This is a genomic window from Mesorhizobium sp. LNHC252B00, from assembly GCF_000502955.1.
Lineage (GTDB): Bacteria > Pseudomonadota > Alphaproteobacteria > Rhizobiales > Rhizobiaceae > Mesorhizobium.
The window spans coordinates 1-18542 of record NZ_AYWO01000043.1 but is presented as its reverse complement, the minus strand read 5'-3'; the positions used below and the strand labels follow the sequence as shown (position 1 = coordinate 18542).

22 protein-coding genes and 5 pseudogenes are annotated in these 18542 nt (G+C 61.1%); 21 read left to right on the top strand and 6 right to left on the bottom strand.

The genetic code is table 11. The features are described from left to right. Positions 1-531 precede the first annotated feature (531 nt). The 3 genes from X744_RS141905 to X744_RS141920 all read left to right on the top strand — a co-directional run bounded on the left by X744_RS141905 (position 532) and on the right by X744_RS141920 (position 2550). Positions 532-1233 (top strand): Crp/Fnr family transcriptional regulator, encoded by a 702-nt coding sequence (locus X744_RS141905; RefSeq protein WP_031261277.1) that lies wholly within the window; start codon positions 532-534, stop codon positions 1231-1233. 81 nt (positions 1234-1314) lie between these two features. Next, on the top strand, positions 1315-1560 hold the full coding sequence (locus tag X744_RS141910; RefSeq protein ID WP_023762680.1) for a hypothetical protein: 246 nt from the start codon (positions 1315-1317) through the stop codon (positions 1558-1560). A 579-nt stretch (positions 1561-2139) separates the two neighbouring features. Then, positions 2140-2550 carry a hypothetical protein gene (locus tag X744_RS141920; RefSeq protein ID WP_023762678.1) on the top strand — a complete coding sequence of 137 codons (411 nt, stop codon included), beginning with the start codon at positions 2140-2142 and terminating at the stop codon, positions 2548-2550. A 110-nt stretch (positions 2551-2660) separates the two neighbouring features. Here X744_RS141920 and X744_RS0138620 read toward each other — a convergent pair whose 3' ends face one another. Together X744_RS0138620 and X744_RS141925 are read right to left on the bottom strand one after the other, a co-directional pair. After that, positions 2661-3254, bottom strand: a complete 594-nt coding sequence (locus X744_RS0138620; RefSeq protein WP_031261275.1) for a hypothetical protein — start codon at positions 3252-3254, stop codon at positions 2661-2663. Beyond that, positions 3244-3540 (bottom strand): hypothetical protein, encoded by a 297-nt coding sequence (locus tag X744_RS141925; RefSeq protein ID WP_023762676.1) that lies wholly within the window; start codon positions 3538-3540, stop codon positions 3244-3246. The genes X744_RS0138620 and X744_RS141925 overlap by 11 nt, the downstream gene beginning before the upstream one ends. A gap of 256 nt (positions 3541-3796) precedes the next feature. On the opposite strand from X744_RS141925, the pseudogene X744_RS1000000172905 reads away from it, so the two are divergent. From X744_RS1000000172905 to X744_RS1000000175665, 3 genes and pseudogenes are all read left to right on the top strand, one after another. Continuing rightward, positions 3797-4238 (top strand): annotated as a pseudogene (locus X744_RS1000000172905) (integrase); the annotation flags it as partial. A gap of 118 nt (positions 4239-4356) precedes the next feature. Then, positions 4357-4491, top strand: coding sequence for a hypothetical protein (locus X744_RS1000000176125; RefSeq protein ID WP_280948972.1), 135 nt, complete (start codon positions 4357-4359; stop codon positions 4489-4491). A gap of 25 nt (positions 4492-4516) precedes the next feature. Further along, positions 4517-4729 carry a hypothetical protein gene (locus X744_RS1000000175665; protein WP_245266856.1) on the top strand — a complete coding sequence of 71 codons (213 nt, stop codon included), beginning with the start codon at positions 4517-4519 and terminating at the stop codon, positions 4727-4729. A gap of 458 nt (positions 4730-5187) precedes the next feature. Here the strand turns inward: X744_RS1000000175665 and X744_RS1000000175660 are convergent. After that, positions 5188-5557: pseudogene (locus X744_RS1000000175660) on the bottom strand (transposase); the annotation flags it as partial. Between the two features lie 311 nt (positions 5558-5868). Between X744_RS1000000175660 and repA the strand changes: the two are divergent. The 12 genes and pseudogenes from repA (at position 5869) to X744_RS1000000175655 (ending at position 14239) form a co-directional block, all read left to right on the top strand. After that, the gene (gene repA, locus X744_RS141935; protein ID WP_023762672.1) at positions 5869-7071 is read left to right on the top strand and encodes a plasmid partitioning protein RepA; all 1203 of its coding nucleotides are present in this window, start codon (positions 5869-5871) and stop codon (positions 7069-7071) included. A gap of 77 nt (positions 7072-7148) precedes the next feature. Beyond that, the gene (gene repB, locus X744_RS141940) at positions 7149-8114 is read left to right on the top strand and encodes a plasmid partitioning protein RepB (protein WP_023762671.1); all 966 of its coding nucleotides are present in this window, start codon (positions 7149-7151) and stop codon (positions 8112-8114) included. Between the two features lie 154 nt (positions 8115-8268). Next, entirely contained in the window at positions 8269-9474 is a 1206-nt protein-coding gene (gene repC / locus X744_RS141945; protein ID WP_023762670.1) for a plasmid replication protein RepC, read from the top strand. A gap of 89 nt (positions 9475-9563) precedes the next feature. After that, positions 9564-9821: pseudogene (locus tag X744_RS1000000174660) on the top strand (antitoxin Xre-like helix-turn-helix domain-containing protein); the annotation flags it as partial. A 4-nt stretch (positions 9822-9825) separates the two neighbouring features. Further along, positions 9826-10071, top strand: a pseudogene (locus X744_RS1000000174655) (antitoxin Xre/MbcA/ParS toxin-binding domain-containing protein); the annotation flags it as partial. After that, on the top strand, positions 10068-10550 hold the full coding sequence (locus X744_RS141950; RefSeq protein ID WP_023762668.1) for an RES family NAD+ phosphorylase: 483 nt from the start codon (positions 10068-10070) through the stop codon (positions 10548-10550). The pseudogene X744_RS1000000174655 and the gene X744_RS141950, both read left to right, overlap by 4 nt. Positions 10551-10786: 236 nt before the next feature. Further along, on the top strand, positions 10787-11029 hold the full coding sequence (locus X744_RS141955) for a hypothetical protein (RefSeq protein ID WP_031261274.1): 243 nt from the start codon (positions 10787-10789) through the stop codon (positions 11027-11029). Positions 11030-11271: 242 nt separating this feature from the next. Then, entirely contained in the window at positions 11272-11661 is a 390-nt protein-coding gene (locus X744_RS141960) for an MbcA/ParS/Xre antitoxin family protein (protein WP_023762666.1), read from the top strand. Continuing rightward, on the top strand, positions 11658-12176 hold the full coding sequence (locus X744_RS0138605) for an RES family NAD+ phosphorylase (RefSeq protein ID WP_031261273.1): 519 nt from the start codon (positions 11658-11660) through the stop codon (positions 12174-12176). The genes X744_RS141960 and X744_RS0138605 overlap by 4 nt, the downstream gene beginning before the upstream one ends. A 397-nt stretch (positions 12177-12573) precedes the next feature. Beyond that, entirely contained in the window at positions 12574-12867 is a 294-nt protein-coding gene (locus tag X744_RS141965; RefSeq protein WP_023762664.1) for a type II toxin-antitoxin system Phd/YefM family antitoxin, read from the top strand. Then, a complete protein-coding gene (locus X744_RS141970; protein WP_023762663.1) occupies positions 12854-13285 on the top strand; it encodes a hypothetical protein in 432 nt (143 codons plus the stop codon). Before X744_RS141965 ends, X744_RS141970 begins: the two co-directional genes overlap by 14 nt. Before the next feature lie 816 nt (positions 13286-14101). Further along, positions 14102-14239, top strand: coding sequence for a hypothetical protein (locus X744_RS1000000175655; protein ID WP_023762660.1), 138 nt, complete (start codon positions 14102-14104; stop codon positions 14237-14239). Positions 14240-14249: 10 nt separating this feature from the next. Here the strand turns inward: X744_RS1000000175655 and X744_RS141985 are convergent, their stop codons facing one another. Genes X744_RS141985 through X744_RS141995 form a run of 3 tightly spaced genes read right to left on the bottom strand, consistent with a single transcriptional unit; the run spans position 14250 to position 16082 of the window. Next, positions 14250-15431, bottom strand: coding sequence for a tyrosine-type recombinase/integrase (locus X744_RS141985; RefSeq protein ID WP_023762659.1), 1182 nt, complete (start codon positions 15429-15431; stop codon positions 14250-14252). Then, positions 15424-15840, bottom strand: coding sequence for a type II toxin-antitoxin system VapC family toxin (locus X744_RS141990; RefSeq protein WP_023762658.1), 417 nt, complete (start codon positions 15838-15840; stop codon positions 15424-15426). Before X744_RS141990 ends, X744_RS141985 begins: the two co-directional genes overlap by 8 nt. Continuing rightward, positions 15840-16082, bottom strand: a complete 243-nt coding sequence (locus X744_RS141995) for a type II toxin-antitoxin system prevent-host-death family antitoxin (protein ID WP_023762657.1) — start codon at positions 16080-16082, stop codon at positions 15840-15842. The genes X744_RS141990 and X744_RS141995 overlap by 1 nt, the downstream gene beginning before the upstream one ends. Positions 16083-16311: 229 nt before the next feature. On the opposite strand from X744_RS141995, the gene X744_RS142000 reads away from it, so the two are divergent. The 3 genes and pseudogenes from X744_RS142000 (at position 16312) to X744_RS142005 (ending at position 18472) form a co-directional block, all read left to right on the top strand. Then, complete coding sequence (locus tag X744_RS142000; RefSeq protein WP_023762656.1) at positions 16312-17430, top strand: RHE_PE00001 family protein; 1119 nt, start codon at positions 16312-16314, stop codon at positions 17428-17430. A 93-nt stretch (positions 17431-17523) separates the two neighbouring features. Then, a pseudogene (locus X744_RS01000000170425) lies at positions 17524-18205 on the top strand (XRE family transcriptional regulator). Further along, on the top strand, positions 18206-18472 hold the full coding sequence (locus tag X744_RS142005; RefSeq protein WP_023762654.1) for an RES domain-containing protein: 267 nt from the start codon (positions 18206-18208) through the stop codon (positions 18470-18472). It begins immediately after the preceding pseudogene. Positions 18473-18542: the final 70 nt, after the last annotated feature.

Here is an 18542-nt window from a genome sequence, read left to right as displayed (position 1 = left end):
TATGTCGCGACCGAGAAATGGAGACCGGGGAAGGCCTTCGGGATCGAGGAGGTTGAGGCTGATGTTGTTGTGGCTGCGTTCAGCCAGCACCTGGACCGCAATGTGCTTCGGCAGCATGGGCTGACGCTGGCGACGTACCTCGAACACGTCGACGAGGCTGATTACCCGGCGCTCCGCAGGGGCTGCGGCCAACTGCGAATGGCACGTCTTCCACGGGCATGCCCAAGCCATAGCAGCGGCCCGGAAGACCGGCACAGCCTTCGCCGACTGACCACCTTCCCTGCCCCCGATATGCATCGCCCCAAGAGGTGTGTCGGGGGCGGGCCTTCAAAACCGTCAGAGCACTCAGCGGTTTGACCGTGGGGCGGCTTCGAACCCTCCGCTTCCCTCGGACACCCGAAAGGGCAGGCAGTGGCCCGTAAGATTTTGCCAACCGCACGTTTGAAGCCTATGCTTCCCATATCGGCCGCCAGCGCTTCGGACGCAGCCGACAGTAAGAGGTACGTGCTCTTGCCCGTCAGGGAGAGAGCCATGCCCCAATCCCTTATTCGCAACCATGTATTGAAAGCCCTCTCCCCAGAGGATTTCGCGCGATTGCAGCCATCAATGCATCACGTCGAACTGGGCATCAAAGCCCAGCTTGAGGTCTCATATCAGCCGATCGAGCGGGTGTATTTTCCAGAGAAGGGCATCGCGTCAGTGGTTGCCACCATGACCGGTGGGCGGCAAAGCGAAGTCGGCATCGTCGGCCACGACGGCATGACAGGAGTTGCCGTTATTCTCGGCCAGGACAGGTCTCCCAATGAAACCTACATTCAGGTCGCAGGCAATGGCTGGATGCTCCCGGTTGAAAACCTTCGCTCCGCGATTGCAGAAAGCCAGACCCTTCGCGAGCCACTGCTTCGCTATGCCCACGCGTTCCTTGTCCAGTCGTCCCGGACGGCATTGGTCAACGGCCATTCAAAAATCGAGGAACGGTTGGCCCGCTGGTTGCTGATGGTCCACGACCGCGCCGAAGGAGACAAGATCTACCTGACGCATGAATTTCTGGCGACAATGCTTGGTGCCCGGCGTCCCGGCGTTACCACCGCGCTCCAAATGCTCGAGTATCGGGGGCTGGTTCACGCCAGGCGCGGCGAGATCACGATTATCGACCGCGTTGGAATGATACAGCTCACACATGGTGCTTACGGCGAGGAGGAGCAAAGTCACTTCGCTCCTGCCTCCACCTGATTGTCCGGAATCAGACGAACCCTTGCGGGCTACGGAATTGCTGCCGTAAATCGTGTTGAGGGTTTCAGGGAGGTAATCTCGATGACCAGCAGTTTTCACACCGTCACGGTTGAAAGAGCCGCTGAAGCCTATGTTCTCTCAAGAGGCAAGGCCCACTTCCTCTCCATCGCACTGGCAATTCGCGCCATCCGAACACTCATGCCCGAATGCAAGGCTACCGACCGCGAGTTGGAGGAGCTTCTGGCGGCGGCATCCATCATTCACGGTGTGCCCGTCGCCTTCGATGCAAAAACGGCCGAGGGTGCAGAACCACGGCTCCATTCGTAGGCCATATATGTCTGCGCTCACGCAGACGCCGACCTTCTCAGACGTGCGCTGGGCCGTTGTCTGCTACCTGATCGACAACATCGGCAGCCCAAGCATTTCGATATCGGAGGTTAGTCACACCGTGAGGAGAATGCTTCCGCTTTGCGAACTCACGGACTGGGAACTTCGCGATCTCATTGCACAAAGTGCGATCGATGCGGGATTTGCGATCGAAGTCGACCCGCAGGACCCAGCTGTCGAGGCATAGCCTCTGTCGAGCCGTAGTATCGTCGCAACGCTCGGCAATGGTGGACCGAGCTGCTTGCAGGAACGCATGTCGACATGACAGAACGTGACCGTGACAGGTGGCGCAGCGAAGACGTATCGCTTGCATGGTGCGGCTTCAGGAGGGGCTGGATCGACACGAACTGCTTCGCTCCTCGAATCTGCCAAGAATAGCAATTCAGATATTGGCTGTCGGCAGGAAATGCCAGGCCGCGGCAGCGAACCGCGCACGTGACATCGCTGATTGTGATTGCACTTTCATTAGGAAATCCTAAAATCGAGGCGTGCTGAAATTGGCGTTCGGGGAGAAGTGTCATGCCTAGAGTTTCAGATCTTTTCTTCAAGACTGCCATCGTGTGGCTGGTTTTGGGGATAGGCGCCGGTTTGCAGATGGCGATCTCTGGCGACCACGGTGCCTTTCCGGCCCACGCACATATCAATCTGCTGGGATGGGTCACAAGCGCGATATTTGGCGGCTACTACGCCCTTAACCCGGCAAAGGCGGCGCGGAGAATCGCAATGATTCACTACGGCTTGTATAATGTCGGGCTGGTGATCATGCTGCCAGCGCTGTATCTGATGCTACAAGGCGGCTATACGGCGATTGAGCCGATCGTGGCCGCCGGCTCGCTGATCGTCGCCGCTGCCGTGCTGGTGTTTGCCGTCGTGGTTTTCTCAGGCGCGGGCGTGCGTTTGCCATCTGATTTGTCGCCGGCCACACGCTGAATGGCGCAAGTCAACGGTCGCAGGAGAGTGTCAGCGAGCTTTTTGAGACTGGTGGTCATTAAAGGAAGGTGGACGATCACGGTGCAAAGGCATATCTCCCATAGACGCTTTCAACCCTGCGGGCGCAAGTCTGTCACCGGCCGGTAGAAGATCACACGCACCGACGGAAAAAGCTGGTTGAGGTAATCGAAATCCCGAACATTGCCGGTCAGAACCGTCGCGCCCAGCAGACCGGCCTGGTGAAAGATCAGCGCATCGTTGAGGAAGCGGCGTTCCTGCCCCTCCCCTTTCGGCAGGCGGCTTAGCCGGAACAGCAGGCCGGCAAGCATGCCGGCGCGTCCCCAGGCGGTGGCGTCGGGTGCATGCAGCCGGTGCGCTGGAATATCTTCGATCGTGTCCGCAACCACTTTCAGGACCGACTTCGTCGTGGGATGGCCCGGATTGAGCCGGCCGAACAAATGGCTGAGCTCGGCAAGGCAGACGGCCGAGTGCTGACAGAGCCGATAGGTCAAAAGGTCATCGACCACTTCAGGCGTGCGCCCCTGCAGGACATCCAGATAGACGCTCGTGTCGAGAAGCAATGCACCGCCGACAGGCGGCTGATCCCCTGCCCAGAACAGAGCGGAATCCGGCCGCCGTTCCAGCCCTCCGGCACGCCGCTGTGGTGTGAGGGAACGCAGTGCGCTCCCGAGATCAAACGTCAAGATCAATGTCCGCGGAAATGCTGCCCTTGCGGCCGACGAGCCGGGCGCCAAAATCGTCCTCGAGAGCTAGCCGCGACAATGCGAGCTCAAGCAATTCAGTGTCGGAGGTCACATGAGCGCGCTTCTTTGCCGCCTCGATCAGTTCCGACGGCACCCTGCCGGAAAGGCGTGTGTTCTTGGCCGCGCCAAGAAGGCCGACGGCCCTCGCCTGTTCGAGCACCAGACGGTTCCGGGTGTGGGCGATCCGCTCCTGGCTTTCGGCGGCCGTTGCGCCACGTCTGCTCATCCTGCATTCTCCACTGTTGAACGAAACATAAGGGATGTTGAACATGAAGGCAAGGATTGGCACTGAGGAAGAGGACCCTAGGAGGGTCAACACTGGATTGGACATGATAATCGTACCCAACCGCTTGTCGTACGCGACCGGGCGCGGCTGTCGCAGCTATTGGTCAAGCACCTCGCGGTGGACAATTCGGCGCTTTGGTCGCACGTTGGGCCCTCGGAATCGCACCACTGCGGCATTCCAATGAACGAGAGTTCCGATGGGCAGTGCCCGTAATTTCATGACGCCTCTCGACGCGGTCGACACCGAGGACCTGCCTGACATTGTCGAGATCGTCATGGAGATGGGCGCCCGGATAAAGCTCCCTTCCCCGCCAGTCCTCGACTCGCGACAAGCATCACTGCCTGCGCATCTCGAAAAGCTTGCCGACCCCGCGCGCGATTCCGTCGATGCGGGGAGTTCGGCAAACACCCGTCGCGCCTATGCCGCGGACTGGAAGCATTTTTTCCGCCTGGTGCCGGCGCCAGGCGTTTGACCCGCTGCCGCCAGATCCGCTAGTTGTCGGCCTCTACATCACGGCCCAGGCCTCAGGATCGGTAAGGGACAAAAGGTCTGTGTCGACCATTGAGCGCCGCCTGTCGTCCCTGACCTGGAACTATTCGCAACGCGGTCCTCCGCTCGACTGGAAGGATCGGCATATCCACCGTCGTCAGGATTATAGAGGACGAAGTCCCCTCCCCTGCCATCCCAAATTCGGCGTTGCGCGCCAACGTTATCATCCTTGCAAATCGGGAACTGAACTCCATAATTGCGAGGATGATGAAGCGCCGCATCGAAACGCAACTGGCCGAACTGATAGACACCATCCCAGCGGTGGCGCTGATTGGGCCGCGGGTCGGCAAGACTACGCTCGCGCTCGAAATAGCCGAGACACGGCCGCATCGCCTATCTTGAGATGCACCCAATTGACGGACTGGAGGTGCCGGCCGAACAATTGAACCCCTTGTGGGTGCGCGGCGGCTTTCCCGACAGCTTTCTGGTGGCAAGCGACCGCGCCAGTCAGCGGTGGCGGCAGGACTTCATCCGCACCTACCTCGAACGCGATATCCCGCTGCTCGGGCCTCGCATTTCCAGCCGAAACGCTGCGCCGCTTCCGTTGAAGCACCTTTACATTATTTCACTCTGCTGCTGATCCGGGTCTTTTCAAAGCGCTAGTCGCGGCCCGGCCTGGGCCTCGATCCTCGTCCGAAACAGTGCGATGAGCATTAGTCCGTCAGGCTTGTCGTGCCCCATGACCTCGATCACTGCTGATCTCGAACCGCCGCCAGGCACTTTGCTTATGTCCATAAAGCGGCTGGACGAGAGCCGCAGCCATCGTCGTGCTGGTCGATCGCCGAACAGGTGCAGGACAAGGCGAGCTCTGAGGCCGAGATACTAACTGCATATCGCGACCGACCAGTTCTGGATCGACCAGAAACGCACATGTCGTTGAAACGGGTCTTCACTCATATCGATCGGCCTTGCTGACGCTATTGCTAGACGATGCCCCAGCACGCCCCGTTCGGCTGATCCCTCGGGGTCGAGTTGCTGCCTTCACTTACCTTTTTCGCCTCATAACTCGAACGGCTCAGCCGATTTGGTCGGCCGCTCTTAGTTCATTGATTTCCTCGGACTCGCCGTCACGTCGCATGAGCATGCAATGCGAGCCATTTTGCTGGCAAGAGCTAAGGCGACAACCTTTGGCGGCCGACGCCGCAATAGGCCACCCATCCAACTCGCCGCACTGTCTCCATCACCGCGAGCATATCGCAGCAGCAATGTCGCGCCGAGAATGAGCAGCTTCCCTGCTTGCTGATGCGGCCAAGGCGAGGCTTGCCGGCCGATGAATTTTGTCGCGGATCAAGGCGAGCCAGGCGGCGAAATGCCGACCTGATATGAAAACCTCCGGGTCAGGGACGATAGAAGCAAAGGCCGGGGCCGTGACAAAGCCGACACCAGGAATGGTCTCCAGCCAGCGGGCTGGGCCTTGCCTGCGCCCGTCGGCAGTTGCAACCCTTTTTTGCCCGCTGACGAACGCGATTTTACTGCAGTAAATAATGGCCTTTGTGGCAGAAAAAACATGCATTTAGCGAGCTGGATGGGGAGAGTTTTTGCTTCGAAGGACGAGCAGCCGCTATCGCGACGATATTGGTATTCGGCAGTCAGAATCTCGTCTGGTGACGTTAACCTTCTGTTAACCTAAAACTTCTTGCCGGGCTTTCCGAATCGGAGCTTAATGGCGCTTGTTGAATAGTTTCATCGCAAAAAGCGCCAATTCAGGTTTCGACGAGAATGAATATCGCCATGCGGCTACCACGCTTCGAGTTCGACGATAAGATTCTCGAGCAGGGTGCTGAGATTTCGCGACGCCTCAACCAGCTTCGCATGGAGAAATTTCCACCCAATGCGACGAAGACGCTGCGCCCGTTTTCGATGGCGGAAGTCGCCCACTATCTTGGTGTATCGCAAAACAATCTGAAGCGGCTTCACCTCGAAGGCAAGGGACCTTTGCCTGACCAAGTCCCTTCCGGCCGACGCTCCTACACGGCCGCACAGATGCTTGAACTTCGCCGCTTCCTGGACCAGCATGGCAGGACCGAGGTCAAGAAGTATGTTCCGCATCGCAAGCCAGGCGACAAGCTCCAGGTCGTTGCTGTCGTCAACTTCAAGGGCGGTAGCGGCAAGACAACGACTGCCGCCCACCTCGCCCAGCATTTGGCGCTGACCGGCCACCGTGTCCTTGCAATCGATCTCGACCCGCAGGCTTCGCTCTCCGCCCTGCATGGCTTCCAGCCGGAGCTCGATCGCAACCTCTCGCTGTATGAGGCGATCCGTTACGATGACGAGCGCCGGCCGATCTCCGATGTGATCGTGCCGACCAATTTTCCTGGGCTGGACATCATTCCGGCCAATCTCGAGCTGCAGGAATACGAGTACGACACGCCGCTCGCCATGCAGGACAAATCGTCCAGTGCTGGCCGGCAATTCTTCACCAGGATCGCAAAGGCGCTGTCTGAGGTGGACGACCGCTATGACGTCGTTGTTGTCGATTGTCCTCCGCAGCTCGGCTATCTGACCTTGACCGCTATGTCGGCGGCGACATCCGTTCTCATCACCGTTCATCCTCAGATGCTCGACCTGATGTCGATGAGCCAGTTCCTGTTGATGCTCGGCGGAATTTTGAAGACCATCAAAGCCGCCGGCGCGGCGATCGAGCTCGATTGGTTTCGCTACCTGATTACGCGCTACGAACCGACGGACATTCCGCAAGCGCAGATGGTCGGCTTCATGCAATCCATGCTTGCCGGCCAGATCCTCGACAATCCCATGCTCAAGTCGACGGCGATTTCGGACGCAGGTCTGACGAAACAGACGCTCTACGAAGTCGAGAGATCGTCCTTTACCCGCTCTACCTATGACCGGGCGGTAGAATCGCTGGATGCGGTGAACTCGGAGATCACCGCTCTTGTCCATCGCGCTTGGGGGCGGTCATGACAGCGAAGTTTACGGCAGTAAAAAGTGCGAATTTTGTTCGTGAAATCAGTCGACTAACCGCAAATCGGAGCGATTGAATGGCACGCAAGGACATTTTCGGCAGCGTCATGGGACCCGCAACGGCAATTGCCGATGGCCAGGACGTCTCGAGCTACGCCGTTCGTGGCGCATCACGGTCGATCATACAGTCATTCGAGGAGCTCTCGAAGAGTTCAGTCGTCGATCTCGATCCGGCTTTGGTCGACACGTCATTCGTCTCGGACCGTATGGACGATGACGATGCTGCGTTTCAGGAGTTGCTGACGGCAATTCGTGAACGAGGGCAGGATTCGCCGATCTTGGTCCGACCTCACCCCGAGACTTCGGGACGCTTTCAGACCGTCTTTGGCCACAGGCGCGTCAGGGTTGCCCGGCAGTTGCAAAGGCCTGTACGCGCTGTCGTCAAGAAGATGGACGATAGGGACCATGTGATCGCCCAAGGCCAGGAGAACGCCGCCAGAGCCGATTTGTCCTTCATCGAGCGGACGCTTTTTGCAGACCGCGTTCTCAAGCGAGGCCATTCGCCTGAGACGGTGAAATCAGCTCTTGCGCTCGACGATACGACCTTCTCGAAGATGCGTTCTGTGATCGGCAACATTCCAGAGCAGGTGATTGTTGCGGTGGGCGCGGCCAAGGGCATTGGCCGAGACCGCTGGTGGCAGCTTGCCAAGCTCATGGAGCATCCTGGTGCGGCTGCGAGGGCAGAGGAGTGCGTGGCAATCGCCGATTTCGCGCAGCCAGGCAGTGAGGCCCGTTTTGCCCGTCTGTTCGAGTTTGTGAGCGCCCCGGTGAAGCGCCCGCAGGCGCCATCGAAGCCCCAGGAGCGGGCCTGGGTACCCCAGGACAAATCAGTTCGAGCCAAGATCACCGACACCGGAAAAGTGTTTACGCTTGCCTTGAAGTCCAAGGAAGCGTCGCCCTTCGGCGCATTCATTGCCGGCAAACTCGATGAGCTTTTCGAGGCTTTTCGGGAATCGGAAATGGCGAAGAAAACAGGAGACTAAACCGCAAAAGAAAAAGGCCCCCGAACGTCACCGCCGCGGAAGCCCTTCTCAAGTCTGTAGCAAGCTGAGAATCGCATTTCCCCGAATCACTGTCAAGAGTCGTGGCGTCGTTTCGGCGAGCAGATTTCTTTTGCCTTTTTGAAAGGTGAGGGAAATGGAGAGTGGGTATGCAACGACGCCCTTTGGGCGGCGGCCGATGACGCTTGCGCTGGTGCAAGCGAACGCGGCATCGCGCGAGATTCCTGACGGGGCGCTCGTCGAGAAGTGGCAGGTTTATCGTTGGTTGTGTGAGGGCAAGACCGTCGTAGGTGTGGGAGATCGCGCGCTCGCCGTGCTGAGCGGGCTTTTGTCCTTCTATCCGGACGACCAGATCAGCGAGGAAAACGGCCTGATGGTCTTCCCCTCGAACGCACAGTTGTCGCTGCGCACCCACGGCATGCCCAGTTCCACATTGCGGCGACATCTGAGCGAGCTGGTGAGTTGCGGCCTGATCATCCGCCGCGACAGCCCTAACGGCAAGAGGTTCGCCCGGAAAGGGAAGGGTGGCGCCATTGAGGAGGCGTTCGGGTTCTCGCTGGCGCCGCTGCTGACGCGGGCGGCTGAGTTTCAGCACGCTGCCGAACAGGTGCGCGCCGACAGCCAGGCGCTCCGGTTAATGAGGGAGCGGATTACGCTCCATCGTCGCGACATCCATAAACTTGTCGAGGTCGCGATCGAGGAGGGCGTTCCTGGCAACTGGGGAGCCGTCTGGAGACGGTTCAGAGCCATTGTGGATGCAATCCCGCGCCGGGCAGGGCTGTGCGAGCTGGAGGCGATCGTTGCCGAACTGACCAGACTTCACGACGAAGTGGACATGATGCTGGAAAACTTCATGAATGCCACGAATCCTGGCGCCAATGAGTCCCAAAATGAGCGGCAGCAATCTGATTCAAACACAGACTCCATTTTTGTATTTGAACCGGCTTTCGAGAAAAGCAGGGCGGCGGTCGAGCCAAGGCAGGCAGCCGCCGAGAAACCGAAAAGCTATCCGATAGGACTTGTGCTGAAGGCCTGCCCGGAAATTTCAGACTATGCCGTGCACGGCATCGGAAACTGGCGCGATTTGATGATTACCGCCGTCCAGGTACGGGGCTACCTTGGTATTTCGCCCTCAGCATACGAGGAGGCTTGCCATGTGATGGGCCAGGAGACCGCCGCCATCGTGATTGCCTGCATCTTGCAAAGGGCGCAGCACATCAACTCGGCCGGCGGTTATCTGCGGGTTCTCACCGAAAAGGCGAAGGCAGGGGAGTTTTCGGTGGGGCCCATGCTGATGGCGGCGTTGAAGGCGAACGGCATGACAGCAAAAATGACCGGGTAACCGTTGGCGGATCCGTTCGCGCTGATGCGGGGCTCGCATGGCGCATCATGTGAGGCTATGTTTTGCCTCACATGGAATGGAGAGTGAGAATGCTGGCGTTCGGAAACGTCGCCGACGTGTTGGGGCTACCCGTTAAGGAGGTGGCGTCGCGGTCGCTTTTCGGGCTGATTTCCCGGATCGAGAATGGACTTCCCATCGGCGCGCTCGAGCGCGTTGCGCATCTTCTGGCGCCTGGCGATGCTCAGTTCAAATACCGGCTGGTCCCAAAGGCGACCTACGAGCGGCGCAAGGCGGTAGATCGTCTCTCGCCGGACGAGGGCACACGATTGGCCCGCGTGGCGCGGGTCTGNCTACGAGCGGCGCAAGGCGGTAGATCGTCTCTCGCCGGACGAGGGCACACGATTGGCCCGCGTGGCGCGGGTCTGGGGTCTTGCTGTCGATGTCTGGCAGAACGAAGAGGAAGCGCGAGATTTCTTGTTTCGGCCGCACCCGATGATTGAGGACAAGCGACCGATCGACTTCGTTATCCTGAGCGAGTTCGGCGCCGAAATGGTGGTCGAGATCCTCGCAGGTCTGAAGTACGGCAGTGCTGCGTGACGGCGCAGACTCTCGATCGCACGCTATCGTCCTTTCGCATCGGCGATCCGGCCGGCATCTACCCGATCTTCGACGCGACCGGCTCGACAATTGCGCCAGGGCGATGGAGCACGCCTGGAAGCCCTATCATCTACACCAGCGAGCATTATTCGACGGCCTTGTTGGAAAAGCTGGTGCATGGCAGCGGCCGACTGCCGCCCAACCAGCATTACATCGAAATCACAATCCCGCGCGGGCTAAGCTACGAGGTCTTTTCGCAGCCGTCACTGCCCGGCTGGGACACGATGCCGGCGACGGTGAGCAAGGGATTTGGCGAAACCTGGTGTTTAGAACGGCGCAGCGTCATCCTGCTGGTGCCGAGTGTTGTAGCGCGTCTCGATTGCAATGTGCTGATCAATCCGGCGCATCCGGAGTTTTCGAGGATCCAGACAAGTCTGCACCAACCCGTCTATTGGGACCGGCGGCTGTTTGGGACGTGACGGGGAGGGCTTTGTGTCGACTACAACCAAGGCTTTGATGGCCATCGCAGGGGATCCAGATCAGCATTGCCGGCGGCTATCTGCGTGTGGTGGTCAAAAAAGCAACAGCAGGGAATTTCCATACCGTCCATGCTGATGGCGGCGCTGAAGGCTAATGGCGCGACAGTGAGGATGACCGCATGAGTGGTACCGGGATTTGCTGAGGAGGCTTAGGCTTTAATCCGCGGATATGGGTGATGGATCTGTGGCTGCAGCGCTTGTCGGCAAGAACACCGTATGCGAGGATCGGGGACATGAAGAACGAAGACGACCGAGAGCCGACATCCGATGAAACCGCCGGGATGGTGTGGTGGAACTCACTTGATGAGGCCGATCGCGCGGCTTGGCTGGCGCGAGCCGGCAGCGCCGTCGCCGCCGATGCATGGATGGCGTATAAGCGGCTCGGAGATGTCGAGCGTCGGTCGCGGACTTTGAACTGACGAGGGTCCCCGCAGCAGCGACGAAGTTTCTCGGATCCAGGTCATAATGACTGGTTCTGCGACGAGGCCAGGCCTTCGGGCTTGAGCCGTTTCCCGACTACGACTCTGTCCGTTGAGCATCTCCCCTTGGTGTCCACTCATGCAGGCGCTCAAGCTGGTTCGGCTCCGGACTTGAAAGCGGTCGAGAAATGCCATATCTTCTGCACATAAAATATGACGATTTATGTGGTGAATGAGCTGCTATGGGCCAGGCACCGAAGTTACCCGTGCAGAATGAACCTCTCGTCTTGTCCTATATGGACCGCAACGGGAAGATCGCGATCGAGCAGGTCGCGGACGGTTTTGGCATGTCCAAGGGCCAGCTGGCTCAGACCGCCGGTCTTGCCCGCGAGACCCTCTATCGGTCGGAGCGCAGCCGGACGGTAAGGACACAGGGACGTCTGCGGGAAATGCTCGAGATTATCAGCCGCGTGATGGATTGGGCGGGCGGCAAGGAACAGGCGATGGCCTGGTATCGGGCCCAGCCGCTTCCGGCATTCGGCGGACGCACGGCCGAAGCGCTCGTGAAGGATGGAAAGGCCGCTGCGGTGCGTGACTACCTCGATCACATGGCCGTTGGCGGCTTTGCGTGAGGTTTGCCGGAACCTGCTACAGAGCGTACGATCCACGTTGGGCATTCAAGCCGACTTCCGGTGATGGAGCGGCGATCCGGGGTGCCCGATTCAATCCCAAGGGTGTGCCGGCGCTTTATCTGGCGCTGACCGTCATGACAGCGGTCAAGGAAGCCAACCAGGGTTTCGCGCATCGGATCGATCCATGCGTGCTGTGCTCCTACGAAGTCGATTGCGACGACATTGCGGACCTGACGACAGGGCAGGCGAGGGAAGAATTCTCCGTCACGCGCGAGGACATGGCCTGCGCCTGGGCGACGGCTCTCGGCGATGGCGATCGCCCGGCGTCATGGTCCATCCATGACCGCCTGCGGCCGCAAGGCATTGCCGGCATTCTGGTGCCGAGTTTTGCTTCCGGTGCCGAGACGGAAGATCGCAACCTGGTGCTTTGGCACTGGGGTCCGCATCTTCCGCACAAGATAGCTGTATTCGACCCAAGCGGCCGGCTGCCGAAGGACCAGCTGTCCTGGCGATGAAGCACTCGCGCAAGGCAGGGGCGTTTTTCNGCGACCCAAGCGGCCGGCTGCCGAAGGACCAGCTGTCCTGGCGATGAAGCACTCGCGCAAGGCAGGGGCGTTTTTCGGCTTCGATCGTCAGCGCCAATCCAAGGCCGGGGCGACGCATCGAGGGCATCCCTTCCCTCGCCAGGTCGCGTATCGTCGTTCGTCGGTCAGCAGACCGGCCAAAAACTGGCGCCGATCGAACGGCAGCACCGTCTCAAGCGCATCGAGCCCCTCGGCACGTCTTGGTCTTGGGAAACTGCTCTTTCACGGGCTCGTTTCCGTCTGGCGTTGGCGCCCCGAACAGCGTTGGCGCCCCGAACTTGCGGAAAGCCCGCAAACCCCGTATATTCCGGAAAAAGGAGTTTCGCCAATGACCACCACCGTCACCGCCGCCGCCGTCTCGAAAAATTTTGGCGCCTATCAGGATGCCGCAGTCCGCGACCCGGTCATCATCACCAAGAACGGCCGCCCGCGCACTGTGCTGCTGGCCTACGAGGATTTTGTCCGGCTGTTGAAGCGCGACCGCCGGGTCGAGCTGACAGCGGAGCTCAGCGCGGACGAAGTCGCCGCGGTCGAAGCCTCGGAAATGGAGCCGGGTCTTGACCATCTCAACGACGAGCTCTCCGGGTCAAAGGGCCTGACGGCAAAAGATGCTGCCGGCTGAAATCAAGATCGGCCACGTCTTCCGTTATTCCTACCTCTGGCATTGGCAACACCGCGAGGGCCGTGAAGAAGGCGACAAGGACCGGCCCTGCCTGGTGCTGGCGCTGGTCGCCATGCAGGAGGACGGGTCGCCGGTCGTCCGGGTCCTGCCGATCACCCACACGCCGCCGTCCGATCCCGATGATGCCATTGAGATTCCGGCTGCGGTCAAGCTGCGCTTGCGGCTTGACGGCGAGCGGTCGTGGATCGTTTTGACGGAAAGCAACCGGTTCGCCTGGCCGGGGCCTGACATCCGGCCGCTGGAGACAGAGAGCGGCTATTACGGGCCGCTGCCGCCAGCGTTGTTTGCCGCGGTCAAGCGCCAGTTTGTCGCCATTGCGACAGGCCGGGCGCACACGAGCACGCCGCGCACGGCGTAACGCCGGCTGGCGGTGCGGCATGCCCGGCGGCGTCAGGGCAGGGGCAGTCTCCATCAAGGCGTCTTCCAGGCGGGTTTCGCGGGGAGGGATCTTCAGAGCCTTTGGTGAGGTCGACGCGGAACCGATCGCGCCACCGCCGATCTCGCGCTGCAGCTTCGTGTCCAAGAGCCAACTGAGCTTCAGCACGGGTCCTGCCGTATATGACGGCGACGGGACGAGGTTTGAGAAATTCGCGTTCGAGGGCCTGGGCGAGATTGACTTCATCGTGGCTGGTGCCGAGCTTTGCTTCCGGTGCCGAGACGGAAGATCGCAACCTAGTGCTTTGGCACTGGGGTCCGCATCTTCCGCACAAGATAGCTGTGTGCGACCCAAGCGGCCGGCTGCCGAAGGACCAGCTGTCCTGGCGATGAAGCACTCGCGCAAGGCAGGGGCGTTTTNCGACCCAAGCGGCCGGCTGCCGAAGGACCAGCTGTCCTGGCGATGAAGCACTCGCGCAAGGCAGGGGCGTTTTTCGGCTTCAATCGTCAGCGCCAATCCAAGGCCGGGGACGCACCGAGGGCGACCAGATCATGCCATCAGGCCAGGAAATCAACGGCAGCTGTGTCGTTCTTCTGGAACCCTTCTCCTGGACGGGCGCCCAGGATCGATCGCGTTCGGCCCAACCTCTTCGAGCCGGAGATCAGGAATCCATGGCCCGGCAAGGTGTTTGCGACGATGCCGCTTTGACGCAGAACATCGACTTCACCGGAGGACTTCCGCAGCTTTGCGCACATCGAACGGATCGCCCAGGATCGCCATGAGTGGCTGGTGTGGTGAGTGACGGCAGGTCAGGTGCTGCGAGAGCTTGGTCGAAGGGACGAGGCAACCGGCCCCGGCCCGCGCTGGCCGCTGGTCGATATCGAAAATGATGTGCTCGGCAACACCTGGCGCCTGCCCTGGCCCGAGTTTCTTTAAGAACGAGGCCTCAGACGATTATCCGCGCTGCCCGCCCGAGCGTGCGTTCGGCATCGTTGTAATAGTTCGACGCCTGCTGCACCGAGCGATGCTGCGACTGCTGCATGGCTTCAGGCAGCGGAATGCCGCGGCGAGCGGTTTCGGTGAGGTAGCCGGAGCGCAGGCCGTGGGCGGAGAAGGCTTGCGGGTCAAGCTCGGCCTCGGCGACGCGGCGCTTCAGGATCAGATTGACCGCCTGCGGCGTGAGCGCCCGCTTATCGAGGTTGCCCCAACGGTCGATACCGCGAAACACGGCGCCTTCAGTGATGCCGGCGCGCTCCATCCACGACCGCAGCACCATCACCGGCCGGCCAACCAGCAGCACGTAAGCGTCGCTGTCGGCTTGTGTCGTCTTCGTCCGGCCAAGCCGGATCGACAGACAGGGCAGTTTTTCGCCGTCGGGATCCTTGGGGTCGGCCGGCACCGGATCTTCCTCGACCAGCTGTTCGACGCGCAGAGCAGCAATCTCGCTGCGGCGGCGGCCACCGGAGGCAAAGGCGGTGATGAGAAGGGCGCGGTCGCGCAAGTCGACGAGCCGGTCGCCGGCGCAAGCCTTCAGGAGGGCGGCCAAAATGTCGGCGGTCACAGCCTTCTTGCTCTTGCGGCCGCGCGGGCGGGCGCTGGCGCGCACCGCCAGTTTGATGGCGCTCTGCAGCCCCGGCCCATTGAACTTTCCCCTCATACCGCGCCATTTGGTCAGCGTCGACCAGCTCGACAGCCGCCGGCGCACGGTGCTGGGGGCGTGCGGAGCGTCGACGCGCAGCAGCTCGGTCGACTTCAGCGCGGTGGCTACGTCCTCGGGCATGCCGTGTGTTGGGTCGGTTTCGCGCTTTGCGGGATCCCACAGATGATGCGCCACGAATTTGATCAGCAGCGCCTCGGGCGCCGGCCAGGGCAGCGATAGTCCGGTGGCGGCGAGCGACCAGGCCTCGAGATAGCCGAGGTCGGAGGCGAGCGCGCGCAAGGAATTTGCGCCGATGCCTTGCTTGGCCAGGTGACGCAGGGTTGCGACGTCGTCGTCGGTCAGCAGTCCGGCCAGAACATCGCGGCGGTCGAAGGGCAGGACCGAGTCCAGGGCGTCGAGCGCTTCGGCCCGCCGCCCGACGCCGGCGGGCTTCGCTACGCCGAAGGGTGGGGCCGCGGGTTCAGCCATTGGCGAGAGGACCGAGGATCTCGACGCCTTCGGCCCGTGCCGCCGCGACCAGCTTGCGCTCCAGTGTGGCGAGCGGAAGCGTCCGCTCCATGGCCAGTGACAGATAGGCGGCATCATAGGCGCTCAGTGCATGGCGTGCCGCCAGCGCCAAGACAGGCCCGTCCCCGCCCGTTCCCGCGTCCTCGAGCGGCAGGCGACGCAGCCGGCCCATCGCCGCGATCGCCTCGCCCGCGGCAATGCGGCCGCGGCGTTCGGCCATCAGGACGATGCTGCGCGCCTCGTGCCAGAACAGCGACGGCACCGGGCCTTGTGCGGTCATAGCGCCAATCAGCGCTTCGGCCGCCTCGCTGTGCTCCTCCGGAAGCAGCCAGGCGGCGGCAACGGACGTGTCAAGGACGAACACCATCATCAGAAGCGATGGCCTTCATGCTTCCAGGCCAGAATCTCCTCGGCGGTGACCGGCTGGGCCCGGGCCCGCGCGGCGCGGACTTCCTCGATCAGGGCGCCAAGGTCGTTGGTCTTGGGGATTCGGCTCAGTTTGGCGATCGGATCGTTGCCGCGCGAAATGATGACCTCCTCGCCGGCTTCGACCTTGGCCAGCAGGTCGGACAGGTGCGTCTTGGCCTCTCCGACCTTGACGGTGATGGTCATGGGTTTCTCCTGAGGGCATAGCGCTCTCGTCGAGCGGAGCGTGGAACGGTACGACGATCGGCAATTTGGACGACGCTAGCGCGACTTTCGGCGGTTGGTCAAGACTTGGTCTTGTCACTATCGATAAGAGGTCATTATCGATAGTCATTTTGCTTCCTGAAGAAACATGATGTAAGTCCAGTAATACCCTCACTAGCTTGACCAACGCGAATCAGCCATCATGAAAACAATGGCTTACACGCTCGACAAACTGCCCCTGGAAACCCTAATCGGGCCGGTTGCCCGCGCGACCGAGGTTTTGGTCCGCCTCGACGAGCGGGTCGCCCGTTCGCCGGTCCGCGACGGCTTTGTCGAGCGCCAGCATTTTGCCGACGCGGCTTCCGCGCTCTGGCTCGAGGGCGAACTCGTCCACCTCGAGGACCTCGTCCTGCACGACGCCCACATGGACATCCGCACCCCGACCCATGAACTCACCCGGGCGCACGCGGTGCTGCGAACCCGCCGGCGGATTTTTGCGCAGACGCCGGACTGGGCGCTCAGCCGCGACGGTTTTTTGGCGCTGACCGGTCGCGGCGGCGCCATGCCGGCGGCGGGCCAAAAAACCCGGGAAGGGGAGGGGGCTGGAACTGCCTCTGTGGAAGCCGACGATCGCGATGACGCTGAGGCCGATCTGCTGGCCGAAGAATTCGCCGAGATCGATGCCGTCCTGGCGCGTTCATCAAAAATCCTGAGCGGCGCCGACGTGCCGGCGAAAACGGCGCGCCCGGACGACCGACCGGATCTGATCTATGATCTCGACTGGAATGAAGAAGAACGCCTGGCCGAATGGCAGGCGGTTCTCGCAGAAACGAAAGAGTTGCCGGTCGTCCTGCGAAGCGCAATCCTGCTCGAGGCCTGGTCCGACATCGAGGTGCTGCAGCATGCCGCCTGGCTCGGGCCACTGCTCGTGGCCGCGCTGCTGCGCCAGGAGGGTCTTGCCGCCCACCATCTCGCCGGCCTGCATCTCAGCGCCAAAAACATTCCGCGGGAGCGGCGACGGGCGCGCAATCGCTCCGACCGGTTGCTGGCCTTTGTCGATGCGATCCACGACGCAGGAGTGGCTGGCCTGAAGGAACACGATCGGCTGGTGCTGGCGAAAAGCCAGATGGAACGAAAACTCCGCGACCGCCGCGCCAGCTCCAAACTGTCCGACGTGGTCGAACTCGTGCTGTCGCGGCCACTCGTCTCGGCAGGCATGATCCAGGAGCGGCTAAAAGTGACGAAACAGGGGGCGCTCAATCTGATCGGCGAGCTCGGTCTGCGCGAGATGACGGGCAGGGGAAGGTTTCGGGCATGGGGAATTGTTTAGTCCGCAGCCATTCGCTACCAACTTTACGAAATTATCGAACTTGACGAACTTGCGATCTGCAACCATATTGGGTGACAGTAGGAGGTTCTCATCATGGCCGCTCCAAAACGCAGCAATCATAGCGGGACCGCATCGCATGCGGGAGTCGCCGCCCTGAGTTTCACCACAAAGCTGCCGGCACAGGCAGTCTTCAAGAAGGTAGTGCTCGAACGCTATCAGGAAGCGATCGCACGCAGCCGCAAGATCGGCCATCGCGTATCGTTTCGGGTAGAGGTCGATGCGGCGGCTGATGCGCAGACGATCACGCCGGTCGAAGAGCAACCGATCGCCTCAGACNATCTTTCCCGTCGAGGACACGGGCATGGATGCCGATCTCGAGGCGGCTCTTGCCGGAGCGCGCGCGCGTGGCCGCAAGCGTGTCGCCGAAATTGTCGCCGGCGAGGACATGCTGAGCGCGGATGCCTTTGCCAAGCTGCTCGGCACGTCGCGGGTGACGGTCAACGCCAGGCGGCAGAGCGGACAGGTGCTCGGGATCGATGGCGCCAAACGCGGTTTCCGCTTTCCTGTCTGGCAACTCGACAAGGACGGTCGTCCCCTCGGCGCATTGCCGGCGCTGCATGCCATGTTGGGCAATAGTGCGTGGGCCGTCTATCGGTTTCTGGTGTCGCGTCATGGCGCCCTCGATGGCCGGACCGGCCTTCGAGCCCTTCAACAAGGCGATGACGCCTCGGTTTTGGCCGCGGCGGAAGGCATGGCCAGGGGCGATTTCGACTGAATGCCGGGCGTTCCACCTCCACCCTTCGGGCGTGCAAACCTCGAGACCATATCGGCGGGACGGACGTTCGGCCGGATCTACTGGAGCACCCATCTCGATCCGTTGGGATACGGGAAGTCGCCGAGCCGGTTCAGCGATCCTCGACGCCGCGTTGACGCCAACCGGTTTGGCGTTCTTTACCTCGGCGACTCCCTGAAGGTGTGCTTCCTCGAGACCGTGCTCCGCGACCGCCGCGCAGGGATCCTTGACGATCTTCCAATAGACTAGTTTCCGTCCATAAACGCCAACATATTGATATTCTTGCGTGAATCGGCATTTTGCGCAGGCAAGGCCCGGC

Bases quoted from the DNA above. Each gene is read 5' to 3' on its own strand.
- X744_RS141905 (WP_031261277.1), top strand. From the start codon at position 532: ATGCCCCAATCCCTTATTCGCAACCATGTATTGAAAGCCCTCTCCCCA.
- X744_RS141910 (WP_023762680.1), top strand. From the start codon at position 1,315: ATGACCAGCAGTTTTCACACCGTCACGGTTGAAAGAGCCGCTGAAGCC.
- X744_RS141920 (WP_023762678.1), top strand. From the start codon at position 2,140: ATGCCTAGAGTTTCAGATCTTTTCTTCAAGACTGCCATCGTGTGGCTG.
- X744_RS141925 (WP_023762676.1), bottom strand. From the start codon at position 3,540: ATGAGCAGACGTGGCGCAACGGCCGCCGAAAGCCAGGAGCGGATCGCC.
- X744_RS1000000176125 (WP_280948972.1), top strand. From the start codon at position 4,357: ATGAAGCGCCGCATCGAAACGCAACTGGCCGAACTGATAGACACCATC.
- repA (WP_023762672.1), top strand. From the start codon at position 5,869: ATGAATATCGCCATGCGGCTACCACGCTTCGAGTTCGACGATAAGATT.
- repB (WP_023762671.1), top strand. From the start codon at position 7,149: ATGGCACGCAAGGACATTTTCGGCAGCGTCATGGGACCCGCAACGGCA.
- repC (WP_023762670.1), top strand. From the start codon at position 8,269: ATGGAGAGTGGGTATGCAACGACGCCCTTTGGGCGGCGGCCGATGACG.
- X744_RS141955 (WP_031261274.1), top strand. From the start codon at position 10,787: ATGGATCTGTGGCTGCAGCGCTTGTCGGCAAGAACACCGTATGCGAGG.
- X744_RS141960 (WP_023762666.1), top strand. From the start codon at position 11,272: ATGGGCCAGGCACCGAAGTTACCCGTGCAGAATGAACCTCTCGTCTTG.
- X744_RS141965 (WP_023762664.1), top strand. From the start codon at position 12,574: ATGACCACCACCGTCACCGCCGCCGCCGTCTCGAAAAATTTTGGCGCC.
- X744_RS141970 (WP_023762663.1), top strand. From the start codon at position 12,854: ATGCTGCCGGCTGAAATCAAGATCGGCCACGTCTTCCGTTATTCCTAC.
- X744_RS141985 (WP_023762659.1), bottom strand. From the start codon at position 15,431: ATGGCTGAACCCGCGGCCCCACCCTTCGGCGTAGCGAAGCCCGCCGGC.
- X744_RS141990 (WP_023762658.1), bottom strand. From the start codon at position 15,840: ATGATGGTGTTCGTCCTTGACACGTCCGTTGCCGCCGCCTGGCTGCTT.
- X744_RS141995 (WP_023762657.1), bottom strand. From the start codon at position 16,082: ATGACCATCACCGTCAAGGTCGGAGAGGCCAAGACGCACCTGTCCGAC.
- X744_RS142000 (WP_023762656.1), top strand. From the start codon at position 16,312: ATGGCTTACACGCTCGACAAACTGCCCCTGGAAACCCTAATCGGGCCG.
- X744_RS142005 (WP_023762654.1), top strand. From the start codon at position 18,206: ATGCCGGGCGTTCCACCTCCACCCTTCGGGCGTGCAAACCTCGAGACC.